18 protein-coding genes and 1 tRNA gene are annotated in these 17,604 nt (G+C 72.1%); 11 read left to right on the top strand and 8 right to left on the bottom strand.

Translation table 11 applies throughout. The features are described from left to right. The first annotated feature begins 223 nt into the window (after positions 1-223). The 4 genes from LZF96_RS13075 to LZF96_RS13060 all read left to right on the top strand — a co-directional run bounded on the left by LZF96_RS13075 (position 224) and on the right by LZF96_RS13060 (position 2,709). Positions 224-1,036, top strand: a complete 813-nt coding sequence (locus tag LZF96_RS13075; protein WP_233870675.1) for a hypothetical protein — start codon at positions 224-226, stop codon at positions 1,034-1,036. A 104-nt stretch (positions 1,037-1,140) separates the two neighbouring features. After that, positions 1,141-1,302 carry a hypothetical protein gene (locus LZF96_RS13070; RefSeq protein ID WP_233870673.1) on the top strand — a complete coding sequence of 54 codons (162 nt, stop codon included), beginning with the start codon at positions 1,141-1,143 and terminating at the stop codon, positions 1,300-1,302. A 25-nt stretch (positions 1,303-1,327) separates the two neighbouring features. Next, positions 1,328-1,504, top strand: coding sequence for a hypothetical protein (locus tag LZF96_RS13065; RefSeq protein ID WP_233870670.1), 177 nt, complete (start codon positions 1,328-1,330; stop codon positions 1,502-1,504). Between the two features lie 299 nt (positions 1,505-1,803). Next, the gene (locus LZF96_RS13060) at positions 1,804-2,709 is read left to right on the top strand and encodes an alpha/beta fold hydrolase (protein WP_233870667.1); all 906 of its coding nucleotides are present in this window, start codon (positions 1,804-1,806) and stop codon (positions 2,707-2,709) included. 41 nt (positions 2,710-2,750) lie between these two features. Here LZF96_RS13060 and LZF96_RS13055 read toward each other — a convergent pair whose 3' ends face one another. The 7 genes from LZF96_RS13055 to LZF96_RS13025 all read right to left on the bottom strand — a co-directional run bounded on the left by LZF96_RS13055 (position 2,751) and on the right by LZF96_RS13025 (position 9,998). Beyond that, positions 2,751-4,445: a polyamine aminopropyltransferase gene (locus tag LZF96_RS13055; RefSeq protein WP_308294197.1), complete on the bottom strand. Its 1,695-nt coding sequence runs from the start codon at positions 4,443-4,445 to the stop codon at positions 2,751-2,753. Between the two features lie 92 nt (positions 4,446-4,537). Beyond that, positions 4,538-4,975, bottom strand: a complete 438-nt coding sequence (locus tag LZF96_RS13050; RefSeq protein WP_233870663.1) for a DUF350 domain-containing protein — start codon at positions 4,973-4,975, stop codon at positions 4,538-4,540. 222 nt (positions 4,976-5,197) lie between these two features. Continuing rightward, positions 5,198-5,614 carry a DUF4247 domain-containing protein gene (locus LZF96_RS13045; RefSeq protein WP_233870659.1) on the bottom strand — a complete coding sequence of 139 codons (417 nt, stop codon included), beginning with the start codon at positions 5,612-5,614 and terminating at the stop codon, positions 5,198-5,200. Beyond that, positions 5,611-6,138 (bottom strand): DUF2617 family protein, encoded by a 528-nt coding sequence (locus tag LZF96_RS13040; RefSeq protein ID WP_233870656.1) that lies wholly within the window; start codon positions 6,136-6,138, stop codon positions 5,611-5,613. Before LZF96_RS13040 ends, LZF96_RS13045 begins: the two co-directional genes overlap by 4 nt. Next, positions 6,135-6,836, bottom strand: a complete 702-nt coding sequence (locus LZF96_RS13035) for a DUF4178 domain-containing protein (protein ID WP_233870653.1) — start codon at positions 6,834-6,836, stop codon at positions 6,135-6,137. The genes LZF96_RS13040 and LZF96_RS13035 overlap by 4 nt, the downstream gene beginning before the upstream one ends. Positions 6,837-7,368: 532 nt before the next feature. Further along, positions 7,369-9,291, bottom strand: a complete 1,923-nt coding sequence (locus tag LZF96_RS13030; protein WP_233870649.1) for a PH domain-containing protein — start codon at positions 9,289-9,291, stop codon at positions 7,369-7,371. A gap of 170 nt (positions 9,292-9,461) precedes the next feature. Beyond that, on the bottom strand, positions 9,462-9,998 hold the full coding sequence (locus LZF96_RS13025) for a PH domain-containing protein (RefSeq protein ID WP_233870645.1): 537 nt from the start codon (positions 9,996-9,998) through the stop codon (positions 9,462-9,464). Positions 9,999-10,062: 64 nt separating this feature from the next. Between LZF96_RS13025 and LZF96_RS13020 the strand changes: the two genes are divergently transcribed. Next, complete coding sequence (locus tag LZF96_RS13020; protein WP_233870642.1) at positions 10,063-10,680, top strand: TetR/AcrR family transcriptional regulator; 618 nt, start codon at positions 10,063-10,065, stop codon at positions 10,678-10,680. Between the two features lie 81 nt (positions 10,681-10,761). After that, positions 10,762-10,849 (top strand) — tRNA-Leu (locus tag LZF96_RS13015). 317 nt (positions 10,850-11,166) lie between these two features. On the opposite strand, the gene LZF96_RS13010 is transcribed toward LZF96_RS13015, so the two are convergent. Further along, on the bottom strand, positions 11,167-12,216 hold the full coding sequence (locus tag LZF96_RS13010) for a LacI family DNA-binding transcriptional regulator (protein ID WP_233870639.1): 1,050 nt from the start codon (positions 12,214-12,216) through the stop codon (positions 11,167-11,169). A gap of 368 nt (positions 12,217-12,584) precedes the next feature. On the opposite strand from LZF96_RS13010, the gene LZF96_RS13005 reads away from it, so the two are divergent. From LZF96_RS13005 to LZF96_RS12985, 5 genes are read left to right on the top strand one after another with little or no spacing between them, the layout of a single operon-like run. Next, positions 12,585-13,859 carry an extracellular solute-binding protein gene (locus LZF96_RS13005; RefSeq protein WP_233870636.1) on the top strand — a complete coding sequence of 425 codons (1,275 nt, stop codon included), beginning with the start codon at positions 12,585-12,587 and terminating at the stop codon, positions 13,857-13,859. A gap of 7 nt (positions 13,860-13,866) precedes the next feature. Then, the gene (locus LZF96_RS13000) at positions 13,867-14,850 is read left to right on the top strand and encodes a carbohydrate ABC transporter permease (protein ID WP_233870633.1); all 984 of its coding nucleotides are present in this window, start codon (positions 13,867-13,869) and stop codon (positions 14,848-14,850) included. Then, the gene (locus LZF96_RS12995) at positions 14,850-15,734 is read left to right on the top strand and encodes a carbohydrate ABC transporter permease (RefSeq protein ID WP_233870630.1); all 885 of its coding nucleotides are present in this window, start codon (positions 14,850-14,852) and stop codon (positions 15,732-15,734) included. Before LZF96_RS13000 ends, LZF96_RS12995 begins: the two co-directional genes overlap by 1 nt. Continuing rightward, entirely contained in the window at positions 15,731-16,432 is a 702-nt protein-coding gene (locus tag LZF96_RS12990; RefSeq protein ID WP_233870626.1) for a ThuA domain-containing protein, read from the top strand. The genes LZF96_RS12995 and LZF96_RS12990 overlap by 4 nt, the downstream gene beginning before the upstream one ends. Next, a complete protein-coding gene (locus LZF96_RS12985; protein ID WP_233870623.1) occupies positions 16,417-17,577 on the top strand; it encodes a Gfo/Idh/MocA family protein in 1,161 nt (386 codons plus the stop codon). Before LZF96_RS12990 ends, LZF96_RS12985 begins: the two co-directional genes overlap by 16 nt. Positions 17,578-17,604: the final 27 nt, after the last annotated feature.

Below are 17,604 nucleotides of genomic sequence, written 5' to 3'. Positions count from 1 at the left end.
CACATCGTCTCCCGCGCGGGGAGCCGCGGCAAGATCATGCCGGCCCCCGCTCCCCCGACCCGCGCGGGCGCGGCCCGGAACGGGGTCGGGGCCCCCTTGGAAAATCCGCCGACTCCGGGAGAATCGTGCGGGGGTGTCGGTCCGTCGGCCCGGTGCCCCCGCGATCCGACCACCATCGACCGTCGACAGGGGCCCGTGGGGTCCGGACGAGGAAAGGAGCCCCGTGCCCGGCTTCACCGTGGACATCACCGGCACCACCGGCATGAGGACCGGGGAGTGGGCGGACGGGGAGCAGTTCCTGATCCTGCCCGACGACCGGGGTTCCGATGACCGACCACCCGCCCGGGTGCGCCTGGTGTCCCCGGACGATCCGGGGACCCCTTTCGGCTCCTTCGCCGGCTCCCCACGCCGCGCCGCGCAGGTCGGGCTGCGGACCGGGGAGGGCGACACGGCGGACGCCGGCGCGCACGGCGGCGGGGTGACCGTCGCCGAGGTGGAGGAACGCACCGCCCGTCGGGCGGGGATGCCGCACCCGGTCCTGCTGTTGGACGGCCCGGACGGCGAGCGGCTGTGCTCGGTGCTGCCGGAGGAACCGGGGGTGCCCGAACCCCTGCGCTTCCGGGTGGAGGACGGCGGGGGCGGGGAACTGTGCCGGATCGTGCGGCGCCCCTCACGGATCGGCCGCCGGGCGTACTGGCGGATCGTCTTCCCCGACGGCCGGCCGGCGCTGACCGGGCACCGGGGCACCTGGATCGGATGGGTCGGCTTCGCGCTGACCTTCCCGGTCTGGCTGCTGTTCTTCGCCGGTTCGCTGCTGGTGGCGGCGGTGACCATGGGAGGGGTGAGCGAGATGCTGGTGTGGGGCGCGCCCAAGCGCACCACCTGGCGTTCGCGCTGGGCCCCGCCGCTGGTGGGCAACGCCCTGGACTTCCGCTACCTGCGCTGTGGCTACCGCTGGAACCCGAAACTGGTGGACCCGCGCATCGCCTGGGCGCAGGCCTCCCTGCACCACTTCCGCAAGATGCACAAGGACTGAGACACGGTCCGCGCCGACCGGTGGCCCCCGGGGATGTCGGTGGCGGGGCCTACCCTTCCGACCATGGACACTCCGACGTTCGAGGGCGGGGTCAACCCCTCGCGATGAAGATCCGCGGGGAGCGTTACGACGCCACCGTGGCGTCCCACCGGGACACCCTCGGCCTGCCGGCCGTCGAGCACTCCTCGATCGACTCGCCCTCGGTCGCCCGGACGCGCTCGGTGGAGTTCGGTCCGGTCACGTTGTGGTCGGACCGGGGGGGATGATTCCCGTGACCGGGCGGAGGTGTGGTTGGAGTTGCGCACGGACGACCTGTCGGCGGCCACCGCCCATCCGGCCCGGGCCGGCACGGCCACCCGCGACCAGGTGGAACCGTTCGAGGACCCCGGGACCCCGGCCCACCGGATCGGGAATCCCGCGGGCGTCGTTCACCTCCTCGCCGAACGCCGGGGCGACCCCTCGGAGTGACGCGCCCGCCCGCCCGGTGGTCGGCGAGGAGGTGCTCCGGTACGGAGAGGAGCGCCGGCCGGCCGGTGCCGATCGCGAACTCCGGTGCCCCCGCCCTCCGCTCCCCGCGCGAGGGACTCGACCGTCGGGTCGAGACCCGCCGGCGCGAGGTCCGGGGCGAACACCTCGTCGTGGTCCCACGCCACCCGCTCGTCCCACGCATCCGCGTCGACGAGGTGACAGCCCGTCACGACAGGCCGGAGGCGGGCCGGCGGTTCTCCCAGGGCGCTCACCCCCAACCACCCGTGCGACCATGCGGGATGACCATCTCTCCCACTCTCGTCACGGTCGGCGAGGGCCACCGATTGGCGGTTCGACGCGGTCCCGGCGGCGGCGTCCCCCTGCTTCTCCTGCACGGCTTCCCCTGCACGAGCCTGATCTGGTCCCGCACCCTCGAGCCGCTGATCGAGGCCGGCTTCGATGTCGCCGCCCCGGACCTGCGCGGCTACGGCGACTCCGATTTCGCCCCGGACGGGTTCTACGACTTCGCCGCCTTCAACACCGACCTGATCGGCCTGTTGGACGCGTTCGGCTGGGAACGCGCGGTGGTCGCCGGCCACGACCTGGGCGCGATGGTGGCCATCGACATGGCCAACCGGCACCCGGATCGGGTGGACCGCCTGATCGTCCTGGACGACTCGATGCCCGATCTGCCGGAGGCGTTCGCCGCGGCGGGCATCCCCGCCGGCCGCCCGAAACCGGCGGTCTACGACTACCAGCGCCGCCAGGGGCTGCACGCCGACGAGCTGATCGCCGAGTTGGACACCCCGGAACGACGGCGGCGCTACATCGCGGAGTTCTTCGGTCATCGGATGTGGTGCCCGCCCGACGCCTTCGACGAGGCCGACCTCGCGCTGCTCACCGAGCCCTACGCCGACGCCGATCGGTTGCGCGCCTCGTTCGCCGACTACGAGGTGGTCATGGGCACACGTCCGGTGTCCGCCCCCGAACTCACCGACCGACCGGTGCGACAGCCCGTTCTCGTCCTCATCGGCCCGGATCAGGTGACACTGGGCGACCACGTCGCCGAGAAGTGCGAGATCGCCTTTCCGGAAGTCGTCGGGCCCTTCTGGGTCCCCGGGGCCGGGCATTTCATGCCCTGGGAGAAGCCCACCGTGGTCAGCCGTGCCATCCGCCGGTTCTGCGGGGACCTCCTGGCACGCTGACCCCGTCCCGTCCCGTCCGGGCCGCGATCGGGACGGTCCGGTCAGTTCTGTTGCCACTCGCGGTTGCGGTACTCCAGGACCACCGGGTGCATCAGGGTGCTGGGGCGCACGCCGGGATCGCGGCGGTCGAGGGGGAAGACGGTGGCCGCCTCCACCACCGCCTCGTCCAGGAAACGCAGGTCGGGTCGCTCGGCCGGGGGCGCCAGTTCCGGCCGGGGGATCCGGCCGCCGGGCGCGGCCAGTACGTACCCCCAGTTGCCGAAGCTGGGCACGTCCACCTGGTAGGGCGTGGTGCCGAAGCCGGCCTCCCGCACGCCCGCCTCGATGGACCAGAAGGTGCGCGGCGCGAAGTACGGGGAGCCGGACTGGACGACCAGGTACCCGTCGGGGTCCAGGACACGGCCGATGAGGGTGTAGAACTCCACCGAGTAGAGCTTGGCCGTGGCGATGTCCTGCGGGTCGGGCAGGTCGGTGATCACCACGTCGTAGGGGCCCCGGGCCTCGCGCAGCCAACCGAAGGCGTCGTCGTTGACGACCGTGACCCGGTCGTCGGCCAGGGCGTTGTCGTTGAGTTCGACCAAGGGGTCCCAGCCGCGGGCCAGGTCGGTCATGGCGGGGTCGAGGTCCACCAGGGTCACCGACTCCACGTCCGGGTAGCGCAGCACCTCGCGCAGGGCCAGGGCGTCCCCGCCGCCGATGATCAGAACCGAGGAGCGTTCGCCGGCGAGCGCCGGGTGGACGAGGGCCTCGTGGTAGCGGTACTCGTCCACGGAGGAGAACTGGAGGTCGCCGTTGAGGAAGAGCCGCAAATCCTCCACACCCAGCAGACCGGGGGCGCGGGTGACGACGATCTCCTGGTAGTCGGTGCGCTCGGCGTACGCGATGGGGTCGCGGTACAACTGCTGGCGGGCGGTGACCTCGAAGCGGTCGGCGAGGGCGAAGGCGCCGGCGAGCACCACCAGCACGCCCGCCATTCCGGCGATCAGACCGGCCCGGACCAGGGGCCGGACGCGGGCCCGGAAGATCCACAGCACCACGGCGATGCCGGCCACGGCGTTGACGCCGCCGACCACCAGGGCACCCTTGATCTGCCCGAAGAGCGGCAGGAGCAACAGCGGGAAGCTGAGACCGCCGATCAGGGCGCCGATGTAGTCGACGGCGAACATGTCGGCGACCGCCCGACCGGCGTCCTGCCGTCGGATCCACTGCAACATGGTCATCAGCAGCGGGATCTCCGCGCCGATGAGGGCGCCGACGACGAAGGCGATGACGACCACGGCGACGGTGTAGATGTTCAGCCAGGCGAAGGCCGCGTACAGCAGGAGCACCGACAGGCCGCCGACCAGGGCCAGTATCCCCTCCACGATCGCGAACGCCTCGATGGCGTGGCGCTGCAGGGGTTTGGCGGCCAACGAGCCGACGCCCATGGCGAAGACCATCACCGACAGCACGATGGAGGTCTGCAGGACGGTGTTGCCGATCAGGTAGCCGCCCAGGGCCACCAGGGCCAGCTCGTAGACCAGGCCGCAGGCGGCGCAGACGAAGACCGAGAGCAGCAGCAGGAACCGGGCGCCCCGGGCGCGCGGCACGCCCCCGGCGCCGCTCCCGTCACCGGCGGTCGGGCCGTCGGCGTCGCCGGGCGGGGGCGGCGGGACGGAGCCGGCGGGTCCGGGGTCCACCGGCGCCCCGGCCGGGGGCGCGGTGACGGAGGCGGGGGTCTCGGAGGTGGTGCTCATGCCGCGTGCTCCGCTGGGTGGTGGGGCGGGGTGGGCCCGGCGGCGGACCGACCGGTGCGGTACCGGCCCGCCGCCCGGTCCGGGCGGGAAAGTCAGGAAAGGGCGGCGGTGAGCATCACCGCGGTGGCGATGTACATGGCGCCCTGGACCCAGGCGGCGGGGTGCGGGCGACCGTCACGGTCCTCCAGCACGGTCGCCCCCATCCGGCCCGGGGTGAGGATACCGACCAGGGCGAAGACCAGGGTCATCACGATCACCCCCGCGAGGCCGTAGATCAGGGTGCTGATCAGGCCGGCGCCCAGACCGCGCTGGAACTCACTGGCGTTGATGGCGGCGGCGACCACCAGGCCCACACCGATCATCTGACCACTCATGACGATGGCGGCGCCGACGTTGCGTTCGGTCCAGATCAGCGGGGTCAGGCGACGCGGGGTGACCAGGTCCAGGGCGAGGTAGCCGAGCGCCATGACGGCGAAGCCGGCCACGCCGTAGGCCAGGACGACGCCGGCGGACTCGAGGATGTCTGCCACGGGGTTCCTCTTTCGGGGGTTGTCCGGGGTCCGGGGTGGTTGGGGGGATTCGGGGAGTTCCGGGAATTCGGGAGGGGTGTTCGACAGGTGGTGCCGGGGTGACGGTGAGCGGACGCGCGGGGCGCCCGGGCGCGTACCCCGGCCCCGACGCATGTCGTCTCACACGCGGGCGCGGGAGCGTTCCGGGGCGCGCGGCCGACCGGACGCCGACAGGTCGGACGGCTACTTGCCGGAGCCGGGACCACCGCCCCGGTAGCCGTCACCGGCCCGCCCCGGGGCGGGCCAGACCCCGCCGATGTAGGTGCCCCAGCGCTGGTGGCCGCGGGCGTAGGTCTCGATCTCGATCCGGCTCCCACCGGCGCCGCGCGGCTGAACGGCCACGATGTGGTCGCGGTAGCGCAGGAACCGGCGATCACCGTTGCTGCTGCGGGCGCGCGGCGCGGTGTGACCGGCGATCGCCGAGGCCACCGACTCCGGCGTGCCGGTCGCGGTGTAGGCGTTGCCCATCCGCTGGTAGGTCTGTCCGATCCACGCGGAGGGCACGGGGTTGCCGGTGCCGGAGGCGGAACCGCAACCGACGAGCAGACCGCCCACCAGGAGCATCGCCACCAGGACGGTCAGGCGCTTGACGGGACTCACGGTGCCTCCAACCGGGTCCGGGTGGTGACGATCTGCCGGTGCTGCGGATAGACGTGCCAGGTGTCCCAGCCGGGACGGGGATCCGGGACGCCGCCGGCCGGCCGGGCGAGGAGCGCGGTGATCGCGTCCGGCGAGCCGGGGAAGACCGCGTACAGGGTGTCGGCTCGCCCTTCCGCGCCCAGGGCCCGCAGCGCTGCGACACGACGGCGGAAACCCGCCGCGTCACAGCGCTCCACCCGGGAGGCGAAGTCGTACCCCCAGCCGGCGATGCGCCGCCGGGTGGCGCGCGGCAGGGACTCCACGTCGCCCTCCGGCTCGCCGCCGGTCGGGCAGGCCACGGTCTCGGTGACGGGGCCGGCGAAGACCTGGTGGGAGGCGCCGAGCAGGCGCAGTTCGGCACTCAGCCCGCCACCGAGGTCCACCCGGGCGACGGCGTGGGCCGGGCGGCGTTCCGGTGTCAGGGAGAACGCCAACTGCTCGGCCGCGGTGTCGAGATAGGGGACGGCGAGGGATATCGCGGTCACGGCCGGGCCCCCGGGCCCGAACCGCCGTCGGTGAGGGCGGAGTCGTCGCCCGGGTAGATGGTGAGGGTGCCGTTGGGCACCCGCTCCCCCAACGACGCCTCCCAGGTGCCGCGCCCGTCCGCGCCGAGGAAGCGCTCGAAGGCCAGCGACCGGCCGCCGGGGCCGTCGTAGTCGGCGTACTCGACGCGGCCGGAGGCGGGCAGACCGGTGGTGCCCTCGGAGCGGTAGTCGGCCATGCCGTGCTCGGTGCGGTGGTAGGTGACGCCCCGAACGGTGAGGGTCTTGGCGGACGGCGTGAGGCTCCCGGGGCCCCCGTCGTTCTCGTCGTTCTCGTCGTCCAACTCGGTCCACACGTAGACCTCGAGGTCCGGGTCCTCCTCCACCGACAGCCAGCGGCGGGTGCCGTCGGGGCCGTCCATGGCGTCGAGGAAGTGCTCGGACCAGCTGAAGCCACCCTCCGTCAGGCGCAGCGAGCCGCGCACGAACAGCCGCTCACCCAGGTACTCCACGAGGTCGCCGGCGGCGATGGTCCGCGGATCACCACCGGTGCCGTCCTCCGGGGCGAAGGGGTCGGCGGGCCGGCGGGGCCCGGCGGCCGATGACCGGGGTTGCCTGCGGGTGACGACCACGGCCACCACGGCCACGGCCACTCCTGCCAGTGCGACGATGATGCCCACCACGAAGGCGATGCCGTTCATGTGATGCGTCCCCCGGATTCCCCGCGTGTTCGCGTGCTCGCTGTCGTACCGTCGATGCCGATCCGGGCGTCGGGCGCCCGGTGCGCACCGCCGCGCCGGCGGGTCACGGATGCCGGGGCGGACGAATCCCGGTCGCCACGGGCCACGGGGAATGGTCGAACCCCCGTGGGCGCGGTGTGGATCCGATGTGCCCCCGCCGTGTCCGCCGCGCGAAGCGCGATGAGTATGGCATACGGATTGAAACACGCCGGCGGGCGGGCGTTCGGTTCCGAAAACCTGCGCCGGAGCCCCGGCGGGGGGCGGGCAGACGGGTCGCCGGGGCGTGCGGCACCTTCTCGGAAAGCGGCCCGGGGCGGTCGGTCCCGGCGCCCGCCGGGGTGCCGGTCGGCACGTGCGGGTCGGCACGTGCCGGCGCCCCGACCGGCGGTACCGTCTCGCGCCCCGTCCACCCCGGCCCCTCACGGGACGGACAACCGCCGGAGGTTCCGCCTCATCGCCCCGACGCACCCTGGAATTCACCGATGGGGCGGCGTCACCGGACGTTCGACGTCCCGGCCCCCGGTGCTCCGCCGTCCCCGACTTCCTTCCCGGCCCCGACCCGGCGGGCGACCGGTCCGGGGCCGGTCGCCCGCTCGGCGCGGAACCGCTCCACCTGTTCGGGCAGGGCGAGCGCGGCGAGGTCGGCCGCGCGCTCCGCCGCCATGTCCACCACCGGGTAGCGCCCCCATCCCGCCGCGGTGGTGAACTCCACGGTGGCCAGGCCCAGTCTCCGCTGCAACAGTGACTGCCGGATCCGCACCCCGCTGACGGCACCGATCCGCAGGGCGGAGGTGTGCCGGTTCGTGGCGCCGTACCGGGACACCAGATGGGAGGACGTGACGGCGTGTCCGAGGGCGAGGTGTCCGGCGACGGCGAGCCCCGTGGCGATCGGCAGGACCACCGCGCCGGTGACCCACCACACGGCGGCCGACCAGCCCGTGCCGACGATCAGCCAGGCCGCCGCGCCGGTGAGGATCGCCGTGATCCCCAGCGCCCAGCCCAACCGACGGCGCAGGGCGGCGCGCGGATGCCGCGTCAACGGCGCCCGCAGCGGGTCCTCCGGGGTGGCCAGCACGGCGTCGGCGACTCGGGAGGCGGTGGGCTTCGGCACCCTCGGCAGGATCGTGGCGGCGGCACTCCACATCGACAGTCCGGTGGTGATGACGTGGACCTCGGTGCTGTGCATCCACCGCCAGGGCAGTGGTTCGGAGAGGGTGATGCCACGCAGGCGGTGGTCGTCGCGGTTGACCTCCCGGGTGCGCAGCAGGCCGTGCGTGGTGCGCAGGACGGTGCCGTTCTCGCCGGGCACCCGCTCCAACCGGAAGCCGGCGTACTCGTTGAAGAAGTTGACGGCCAGGCCCGCGACACCCAGCAGCCATACGGCGACGAGGGCGAGGACGACGGTGGCGGCAGTGCCGAAACCGGCCCGTTCGATCCACGAGGCGATCCACCCGGCGGGGTCGAGGCCGAAGATCGTCAGCATCCAGTACGTGCCCCACAGCAGACCGGCGGCCATGAAGAAGGCCCACACGTTCGCCATGTTGTACAGCACCCACCAGGGCCGCAGCTCGGCGTACACCTCACCGGCGGCGGTGTCCCGCGTGCCGTCGCCCTCCCCGGTCCCGCCGGCGGCGAGGTCGACGGAACGGTGTTCCAGCAGGCGCCCGCGCAGCCGCAGGGCGTCCTCACGGGAGACCGCGTCCAGCACCAGGGCCGACTCCATCGCCATGCTCGACTGCCCGGCGCCGATGCGCACCCGGCGCAGTCCGGCCAACCGGCGCAGCAGGCGGGCGTCGGCGTCCACGCTGCGGATCCGGTCACGGCGGATCGAGCGGTAGGTGCGCACGAACAGGCCGGTGCGGCGCTCGACGTAGGTGTCCGTGACGCGGTAACGGGTGGTGATCCAGCGCAGGACATCGGCCGCGGCGCCGATCGCGCCCCAGACCGCGATGAACCCCAGCGGCCACAGCACGCCCGGGGTCGGCTCGACGCGGACGATCAGCAGGGCGACGATGCCGGGCGCGAGGGAGAACAGCACGCGGAGCGCGTCGGCGAGGATCATGCGCGGGTTGAGCCGCTGCCAGGGCGGCAGGTCGGGGTCCTCCCCGGCGGCGGGCTCGGCCCCCTCGTGCACGACCTCCGGTTCGGACCCGGCGGGGTCCTCCTCCATCGGCGCGCGGGCGACGTCGGGGGCCCCCTCGTCGACCCTGCCGGCCTTCTCGGCCTTCTCGATCTCCTCGACCGGAGTGCTTCGGGTGGTCGAGGCGCCCGTTCCGTTCCCGGACCCGCCGGGCGCGGCGGGCGCGGTGTCGGCCCCCGGGGCGTCGCCCCGACGGGCGGCGGGCACGCCCTCCTCCCCCGGCGTCGAGCCACCGACGGTGCCGGGCTCATCGCCCGTCGGGGCCGTGGGGGCCATGGGGGCCATGGGGGAAGGTATCCGTGGACCGGCCTCCCGCCCCGCCGGCGCGGCCTTCCCCCGGTCAACTCCCACCGCGGCGTCCACCGGCCGGTTCCCGGCGACGGGGCCCGGCGGGGCGGCGGGGTCGCCGGTCGAGGCGGGGCCGGTGCCCGGCTCCGGCGCGGCGCTCACGTCGCGTCCCCGGGGGTGCGGCGGGTGATCTCGGTCAGTCGGTCGGCGGCCTCCCGCGCCACCTCCGGGTCGAGGCCGGGAATGCGCACGGCGCCGCTGGAGGAGGCCGTGGTGACCACCAGTGTGCTCAGCCCCATCAGTTGTTCCAGCGGGCCGCGCGAGGTGTCCACGGTCTGGATGCGGGAGATGGGGGCGATCCGCCACTCGCGCACGAACCAGCCGCTCGCCGCGTAGACGGCCTCCTCGGCGATCTCCCAACGGTGCACCGCGTACCGCCAGGAGGGGACGACGGCGGTACGCAGCAGGCAGAGCACGACCAGGCCGATCAACAGCGGGCCGCTCCACACCCGACCGCCCTCCCACAGCGCGTACAGCAGCGTCGCGCCGCCGATCAGGGGGAGAAACCCCGCCAGGGAACGCAGGATCCACCAGGGGACGGCGCGCCGCAGCACGCGGTGGTGGGGTGGCCGCAGCACCATCGGTGCCCCGGATCCCCCCGTGGATCCGTCGGGAACAGTCACCGGCTCATTCATGGGACACAGTGTCCCACAGCGGGTTGTGCATGTTCCACAGTAATACGCGGCTTATCCTTTCCCCATGTCGGAGAGCCCTCTGCCCGGCGCCGGGACCACACGGACACCCGGCACCACGGAACGCACCCGCCGCGCGATCCTGGACGCCGCCGTGACGGCCTGGACCGCCGACCGCGCCGCGCCGCTGTCCGAGATCGCCCGGCTCGCGGGCGTGGGACGCAGCACCCTGCACCGTTACTACGCCGACCGCCCGGCGCTGCTGCGGGCGCTCGGCGAGGAGGCGTTCGAGTTGACCGCCCGCGCCTTCGCGGACGCCGAGCCCGAACGGGGAACCCCGGTGGAGGCGTTGCGCCGCCTGGTGCGGGCGATGTTCGACCTGGGGCCGGTGATGAACCTGCTGTTCGCCGAGGGCCGACCCGAGGAGGAGGGGTGGGACGACGACCGCTGGGAGCGGATCCACGCCCCCGTCGGCGCGCTCTTCGTACGCGGACAGCGGGAGGGGACCATCGCACCGGGTGTGGACGCCGACTGGTTCGTGCGCTGCCTGTGGTATCTGCTCTCGGCCGGCTGGGAGGCCGTACAGGAGGGTGTGACGGCCAGGCAACGGGCCGTGGAGCTGGTGATCGGCACCCTGGAGCACGGAGTGCTCGCCCCCGGCGCCGACCGGCGGGAACAGGGATGAGAGCACCTCTCGGAACTTGGTATGGTGAACACGTCGCCACGGCACCGCGCGGAGTACCGCCGGGTCGCGGGCGGAACACCTGTCCGGGTGGCGGAATGGCAGACGCGCTAGCTTGAGGTGCTAGTGCCCTTTATCGGGCGTGGGGGTTCAAGTCCCCCCTCGGACACCACCGAAGACCCCGGGCGAGCCGGGGTCTTCCCCGTTTCCACGGACGCTCGCCGGTCCTGCGCGGCCAACCGCATGGCCGATGACGGTCGGCAACGGATACGAAGACCGGAACAAAGGGCGGGACGCCCTCCCACACCGCGTCCCCGGACGACAAGAGGGAATCGTGGCCCCGGAGCCCGGTGTCCGAAGCCGCAGCGCTCGTCCCTCCTCGGACACCCCCGGTCGTCGCGGCGGCCGACCGGGTCGGTGGCGCGCAGACCCCGCTCCGGTGGGATCCGGATCGGGGGTTCGCCGTCACGCGGGAGGGCGGGCCCTCGGTCACCGCCGGGGGGCGGGGGGCGCGGTGCTGTCGCGCACGACGAGCCGGGTGGAGAGTTCCAGGCGGTCCACCGGCAGGGGTTCACCACGGGCCAGGATGAGCAGCATCGTCGTGGCCTGGCCGCCCATCTCGCGGAGCGGCTGGCGGACGGTGGTGAGGGCCGGAACGATCCACTCGGCGGTGGGCAGGTCGTCGAAGCCGACGACACTGAGATCCCGGGGAATGCGCACCCCGGCCTCGGCGGCGGCCTGGTACACGCCGATGGCCTCGTGGTCGTTGGAGGCGAAGACGGCGGTGGGCGGGTCGGGCAGGCGCAGCAGTCGACGGGTGTGGGCGAGGCCGTCGGCGATCTGGAAGTTGCCGATGCGGATCAGGTCGGGGTCGGAGCGGATGCCCGCCATGTCCAGGGCTGCGCGGTAGCCGTCGAGTCGGGCACGGGCGGCGAGCACTCCTTCCGCGCCGGTGATCACGGCGATGCGGCGGTGCCCGAGTTCGATCAGGTGTCGGGTGGCCGACAGCCCTCCGTTCCAATTGCCCGCGCCGACCGAGGCGGCGTCATGGCCGGGTTCGCCGGTGGGATCGACGAGCACATAGGGGATGCCGCGGCTGCGCAACTGGTGGTTCTGGTCCTCGGTGAGGCCGGAGCACACGGTGATGACGCCCGTGGAGCGGCGGGCCAGAACGTCCTCGACCCAGTCCCGGCCCGGCACCTGACGGCCCTGCAGCTCGGTGACCACCACGGCCAGGCCGTTGTCCCGGGCGACCCGCTGGACCCCGTGGAAGATCTCGACCCCGTACAGGCCGTTCAGCTCGTGGAAGACGAGCTCCAGCAGCGGGGCCGGGCCGCCGCCGCGCCTCTGCCGCCGGTAGCCGTGGCGGCGAATGGCGCCCTCGACGAGTTCCCGGGTCCCGGGAGCGATGTTGTCCCGCCCGTTGACGACCTTGGACACCGTGGCGACCGAGACGCCGGTGCGCTTGGCGATCTCCGCGAGAGTCGTTGGCCCGCCGGGAGCTTCGTCACCCTCAGCGCTGTTGTGGGCAGAGGTCATAGGGCACTATAACGCGGATATTCGTCCCTTTTGAGTAAAAATATACCGATAGGCGCCCTTCCGGAGGTCGATCCCCACCCCCTTCCCTACTCGCCGCACCACTCCGACGGCAAGGAAAGTTTCAGGATTTCACCGAAAATCTGAAACCGCCTCAAGACCATCACACCCCCGAACCACCGGGGTGGAAGTGCCGGGAGAGGGGTCGATCCCACTTCGCGAGCGCACTTCGATGCACCCATCGAGATCGTGTTATCACACTGTGACATCGTGACGCACCCCTTGACGGGGGTGACGAACGTTTCTAGCGTCTCCGCCCACGTGATTGTTTCGTGGTTGCTCCGGAAATTTTCGTAGACAAGGGCGCTCCGATGATCAAGAGCTTCTCCCGCAAACGTGTCGCAGCGGTGGTCCTCGCCGCGACACTCGGCCTCGCTGCCGCCGGATGTTCCGGCAGTTCGGGTAGCGGCGACGGCAACTCGTTCGAGTTCTGGTCGTTCTCCGGCATCAACCAGAAGGCCGCTGTCGAGAAGTACGAGGAGGCCAATCCCGGGATCACGGTGAAGCTGACCGAGGTCGGCACCACCCAGGAGACCGCCCAGGCACTGACCACCGCGCTGGCCGGCGGCAAGGTTCCCGACCTCGTTCTGATCCAGGGCGATGACCTGCCGAAGTTCGTGGAGCAGCCACAGAACTTCCACGACCTGCGGGAGTTCGGCGCCGAGGAGATGAAGGACGACTACCTGGACTGGGTGATCAACCAGAGCGTCGCCCGGGACGGCTCGATCATCGGCATCCCCACCGATGTCGGCGGCATGGCCGTCGCCTACCGCACCGACCTGTTCGCCGAGGCCGGCCTGCCGACCGACCGGGACGAGGTCGGCGCGCTGTGGCCGACCTGGGAGGACTTCATCGAGGTGGGCCGGCAGTACACCGAGGCCACCGGCAACGCGTTCATCGACAACGCCCCCACCAGCGTCTTCTACCAGGCCGTCAACCAGGTGTCGCAGAAGTACTACGACGCCGACGGCGAGCTGATCCACTCCGACAACCAGGAGGTCAGGGACGCCTTCGACCTGGCGCTCGACGCCATCGCCGCCGACATCTCCGCCGGGCAGGCATCGTTCACCGAGGGCTGGAGCGCCGGGATGCAGCAGGGCGCCTACGCGGTGGTGGCCGCCCCCTCCTGGATGCTCAACAGCATCCGCAGCAACGCGCCGGACACCGAGGGCGACTGGGACGTCGCCACCATCCCCGGCGGCGCCGGCAACTGGGGCGGCAGCTACCTCGCGATCCCGGCGAAGGCCGCCAACCCCGAGGCCGCCTGGGGCTACATCAGTGAAATGCAGTCGCCCCGGGGGCAGTTGGAGCACTTCCTCGACTCAGGGGCCCTGCCCACCACCCCCGAGGTCTACGACGACGAGGATCTGACCGCGAGCACCGACCCGTTCTTCTCCGACGCGCCGATCGGCACCATCTACACCGACTCGCTGCTGGGGCTGGAGCCGTTCCTGATCGGTCCGGACAGCGCCACCATAGGCAACGAGTTCCTCAACGCCCTCACCGCCGTCGAACAGGGGGGCGCCGACCCCGACGAGGCCTGGGACACGGCCCTGGCCAACATCCGCACCGCCATCGGGCAGTGAGGAACCCGTGAGGACACGCACCCTGTCCGGGCCGCGTCCCTCCGCCCCGCCGACGGCCCCGAAAGGGGCCGCGGCGGGGGCGGACCGGCCGAGGCCGGTCCGGCACCGGCTCGCCGAACGGGTCGCTCCCTACACCTACATCGCGCCGTTCTTCCTGCTCTTCGCGGTGTTCGGTCTCTTCCCGCTGCTGTTCACCTTCTACATCGCCCTGTTCGACTGGAACCCCATCGGCGACCGCACCTTCATCGGCTTCGACAACTTCACCCGCCTGTGGGAGGACGGGCGGTTCTGGAACGCCACCCGCAACACGCTCAGCATCTGGTTCCTGTCCACCGTGCCCCAACTGCTGGCCGCGCTGCTCCTGGCGCATCTGCTCAACCACGCACGGCTGCGCTTCTCGGGCTTCTTCCGCATGACGATGCTGGTGCCCTACATCACCTCGGTGGCCGCGACGACGATCGTCTTCGCCCAGATGTTCGATCGAGATTACGGTCTGTTGAATTGGTTGCTCGGCCTGGTCGGGATCGGGCCGATCAACTTCCTCCAGTCGACCGGCGCCAGTCACGTGATGATCGCCACCATGGTCGCCTGGCGCTGGTTCGGCTACACCACCCTGCTCTACCTGGCCTCGCTCCAGGCCATCCCCCGCGAGACCTACGAGGCCGCGGCCGTCGACGGCGCCGGAGGCGTGAAGCAGTTCTGGCACATCACGATCCCCTCGCTGCGGCCGATCATCATCTTCACCGTCGTCACCTCGACGATCGGCGGTCTGCAGATCTTCACCGAGCCACTGCTCGCCGGGAGAGCCACCCCGCTCACCTGCGGGCCGACCCGGGAGTGCCAGACCCTGACCCTCTTCCTCTACGAACAGGGCTTCGGAGGCTATGAGTTCGGCTACGCGGCGGCCATCGGCGTGGCACTGTTCGCCATGATCGTCGTCATCGCGCTGATCAACTACTTGCTGTCCACCCGTATCCGCTCGGAGCGATGATGACCACCACCACGCCCCCGGTGGCACGCCGATCCCCACCGGCACGCCGTCCCCGTTCGCCGGGGCGGGTCCCCTGGTGGGCCTACGCCCTGCTGGTGTTCGCGACGTTCGTCTGCGTCTTCCCGCTGTACTGGATGTTCGTCGTCGCCTCCACCGACACGGCCACCGCCAACCAGATGCCGCCGGCGGTCATCCCCGGTGGCAACCTGCCCGACCGCGTCGACCTGGTCTTCAGCACGGTGCCGTTCCTCCGGTCCATGATCAACAGCGTGGTCGTGGCCGGCTGCGTGGGCATCGGACACGCCGTCATGTGCTCGCTGGCCGGGTTCGCCTTCGCCAAACTGAACTTCCGCGGTCGCAACGCACTGTTCCTGGTGCTGGTGCTCACCATGACCGTGCCGATGCAGCTCGCGATCATCCCGCAGTACCTGATCGTCTCCGAACTGGGCTGGGTCGACAGCCTTCAGGCGGTGATCGTGCCGGGGCTGCTGCTGGTCAGCGCCTTCGGGATCTTCTGGATCCGGCAACACCTGTCCGTGACGTTGAGCGACGAACTGATGCAGGCCGCCCGGATCGACGGCGCCAACACCTGGCAGATCTTCTGGCGCATCGCCTTCCCGATCGTCCGCCCCGCGGCGTTCATCCTGGGCCTGTTCAGCTACGTCACCGCCTGGAACGACTTCCTGTGGCCGTTCGTCGTCCTGAAGTCGCCCGACAACTTCACCGTTCAGATCGCCATCAAGGCCCTCCAGAACAACTACGACATCGACCTGGGATTGGCCATGGCGGGGTCCTTCCTCGCGACCCTGCCGCTGCTGGTGCTGTTCGTCTTCGTCGGCCGGCGCATGGTCGCCGGCATCATGGAAGGAGCGTTCAAGGGGTGACGGACCACACGGATCACACGGGCACGAGCCGCCCCGGGACCGACCGACCGACACGGCGGGCCCTGGTCGTGCGGGGCGGCTGGGAGGGGCACAGCCCGATCGAGGCCACCGACCTGTTCCTCCCCTTTCTCCGCCATCACGGTTTCCACGTCACGACGGCCGAGGAGTTGGAGGTCTACGAGGACGCCGAACTGCTGGCCTCGACCGACCTGATCGTCCAGTGCTGGACCATGGGCGAGCTCACCCGGAAGGAGTGCGCCAACCTGGTCGCGGCCGTCCACGCCGGGACCGGGTTCGCCGGCTGGCACGGCGGCGTCATCGACTCGTTCCGCGGCGACCTCGACTACCAGCTGCTGACCGGGGGGCAGTTCCTGATGCACCCGCCCGAGTTCTCCACCCACCGCATCGACCCCGTCGACACCTTCGCCGATCACCCGGTCATCGCCGGACTCGGCGCCTTCGAGGTGCACACGGAGCAGTACTGGGTGGCCACCGACCCCCTGAACGACGTCCTGGCCACCACGACCTTCGAGGCCGACGAGATCCTTCCGCGTCCCGTCGGGATACCCGCCGTGTGGACCAGACGGAGAGGGCTCGGTCGGGTCTTCGTCTCCACCATCGGCCACAAGCCGGACGACTTCGACGTGCCCGGGGTACGCGCCATCACCGAGAGGGGGATGCTGTGGGCGAGTCGCTGAACGTCGGCATCGTCGGCGCCGGCAACATCAGCCGCGCCTACCTCACCACCCTGACCGCCCTGCGTGATCTCCGGCGGTCGGGTGACCCCCTCGGTGGCGACCCCCCGCACGGCCCGCGGTTGACCGCCGTGACGGACCTCGACCCCGCCCGTGCCCACCGACTGGCCGAGGAGGCCGGCGACGGCGTCGCCGTCGCCGGCTCCCTCGCCGAACTACTGGCCCGCGAGGACGTGGACGCCGTCCTCAACCTCACCGTCCCCGCCGCCCACGCCGAGGTGACCCTGGCGGCGCTGGACGCGGGCAAGCACGTCTACGGCGAGAAACCGCTGGCCGCCGACCGGGAGGGCGCCGACGCGATCCTCACCCGCGCCCGGGCCACCGGGCTGCGGGTCGGCTGCGCCCCGGACACCGTCCTCGGCAGCGGTCTCCAGACCGCCCGCGCGGCCGTCGACGACGGGCTGATCGGCACCCCCCTCGCCGCGTCCGCCTTCATGACCTGCCCGGGACACGAGAGCTGGCACCCCGACCCGGAGTTCTACTACCGGCCCGGTGGCGGCCCGCTGCTCGACATGGGCCCCTACTACCTCTCCGCCCTCGTGCACCTGCTGGGCCCCGTCACCCGGGTCACCGGCGCCGCCTCCCGGGCGCGCGTCGAACGCGTCGTCGCCGGCGGCCCGCGCGCGGGCACCCGGTTCCCCGTGGAGATCGACACCCATGTCACCGGCGTCCTGCACCATGTCGGCGGGGCGCTGACCACCCTCGCGATGAGCTTCGACGTGCACGCCGCGCGGCTCCCCCTGCTGGAGGTGTACGGCACCACCGGGTCGCTGTCCGTCCCCGACCCCAACCTCTTCGAGGGCTCCCCCGCCCTCGGTCGGGGCGGCTCCTGGACGCCCCTGCCGCACGCCGCCGGCTACCGGCCCGGAGGGCGCGGCGTCGGCCTGGCCGACCTGGCCGACGCCCTCCGCGACAGCCGCCCCCACCTCGCCTCGGCCGAACTGGGGGCCCACGTGCTGGACACCATGCTCACCCTCCTCGACGCCGCCCGCGAGGGCCGCACCCTCCCCGTCACCCGCACCACCGACCGCCCCCCGGCGATGCGGGACCTCTCCCCGCCCCCCGTGCCGGCCGGGTCCGACGCGTAGGCCCCGCCGGGCGGGGTGGTGCGTCCG

It is taken from the genome of Streptomyces sp. ST2-7A (assembly GCF_021390475.1).
Lineage (GTDB): Bacteria > Actinomycetota > Actinomycetes > Streptomycetales > Streptomycetaceae > Streptomyces.
This window is presented reverse-complemented; position numbering and strand designations above follow the sequence as displayed.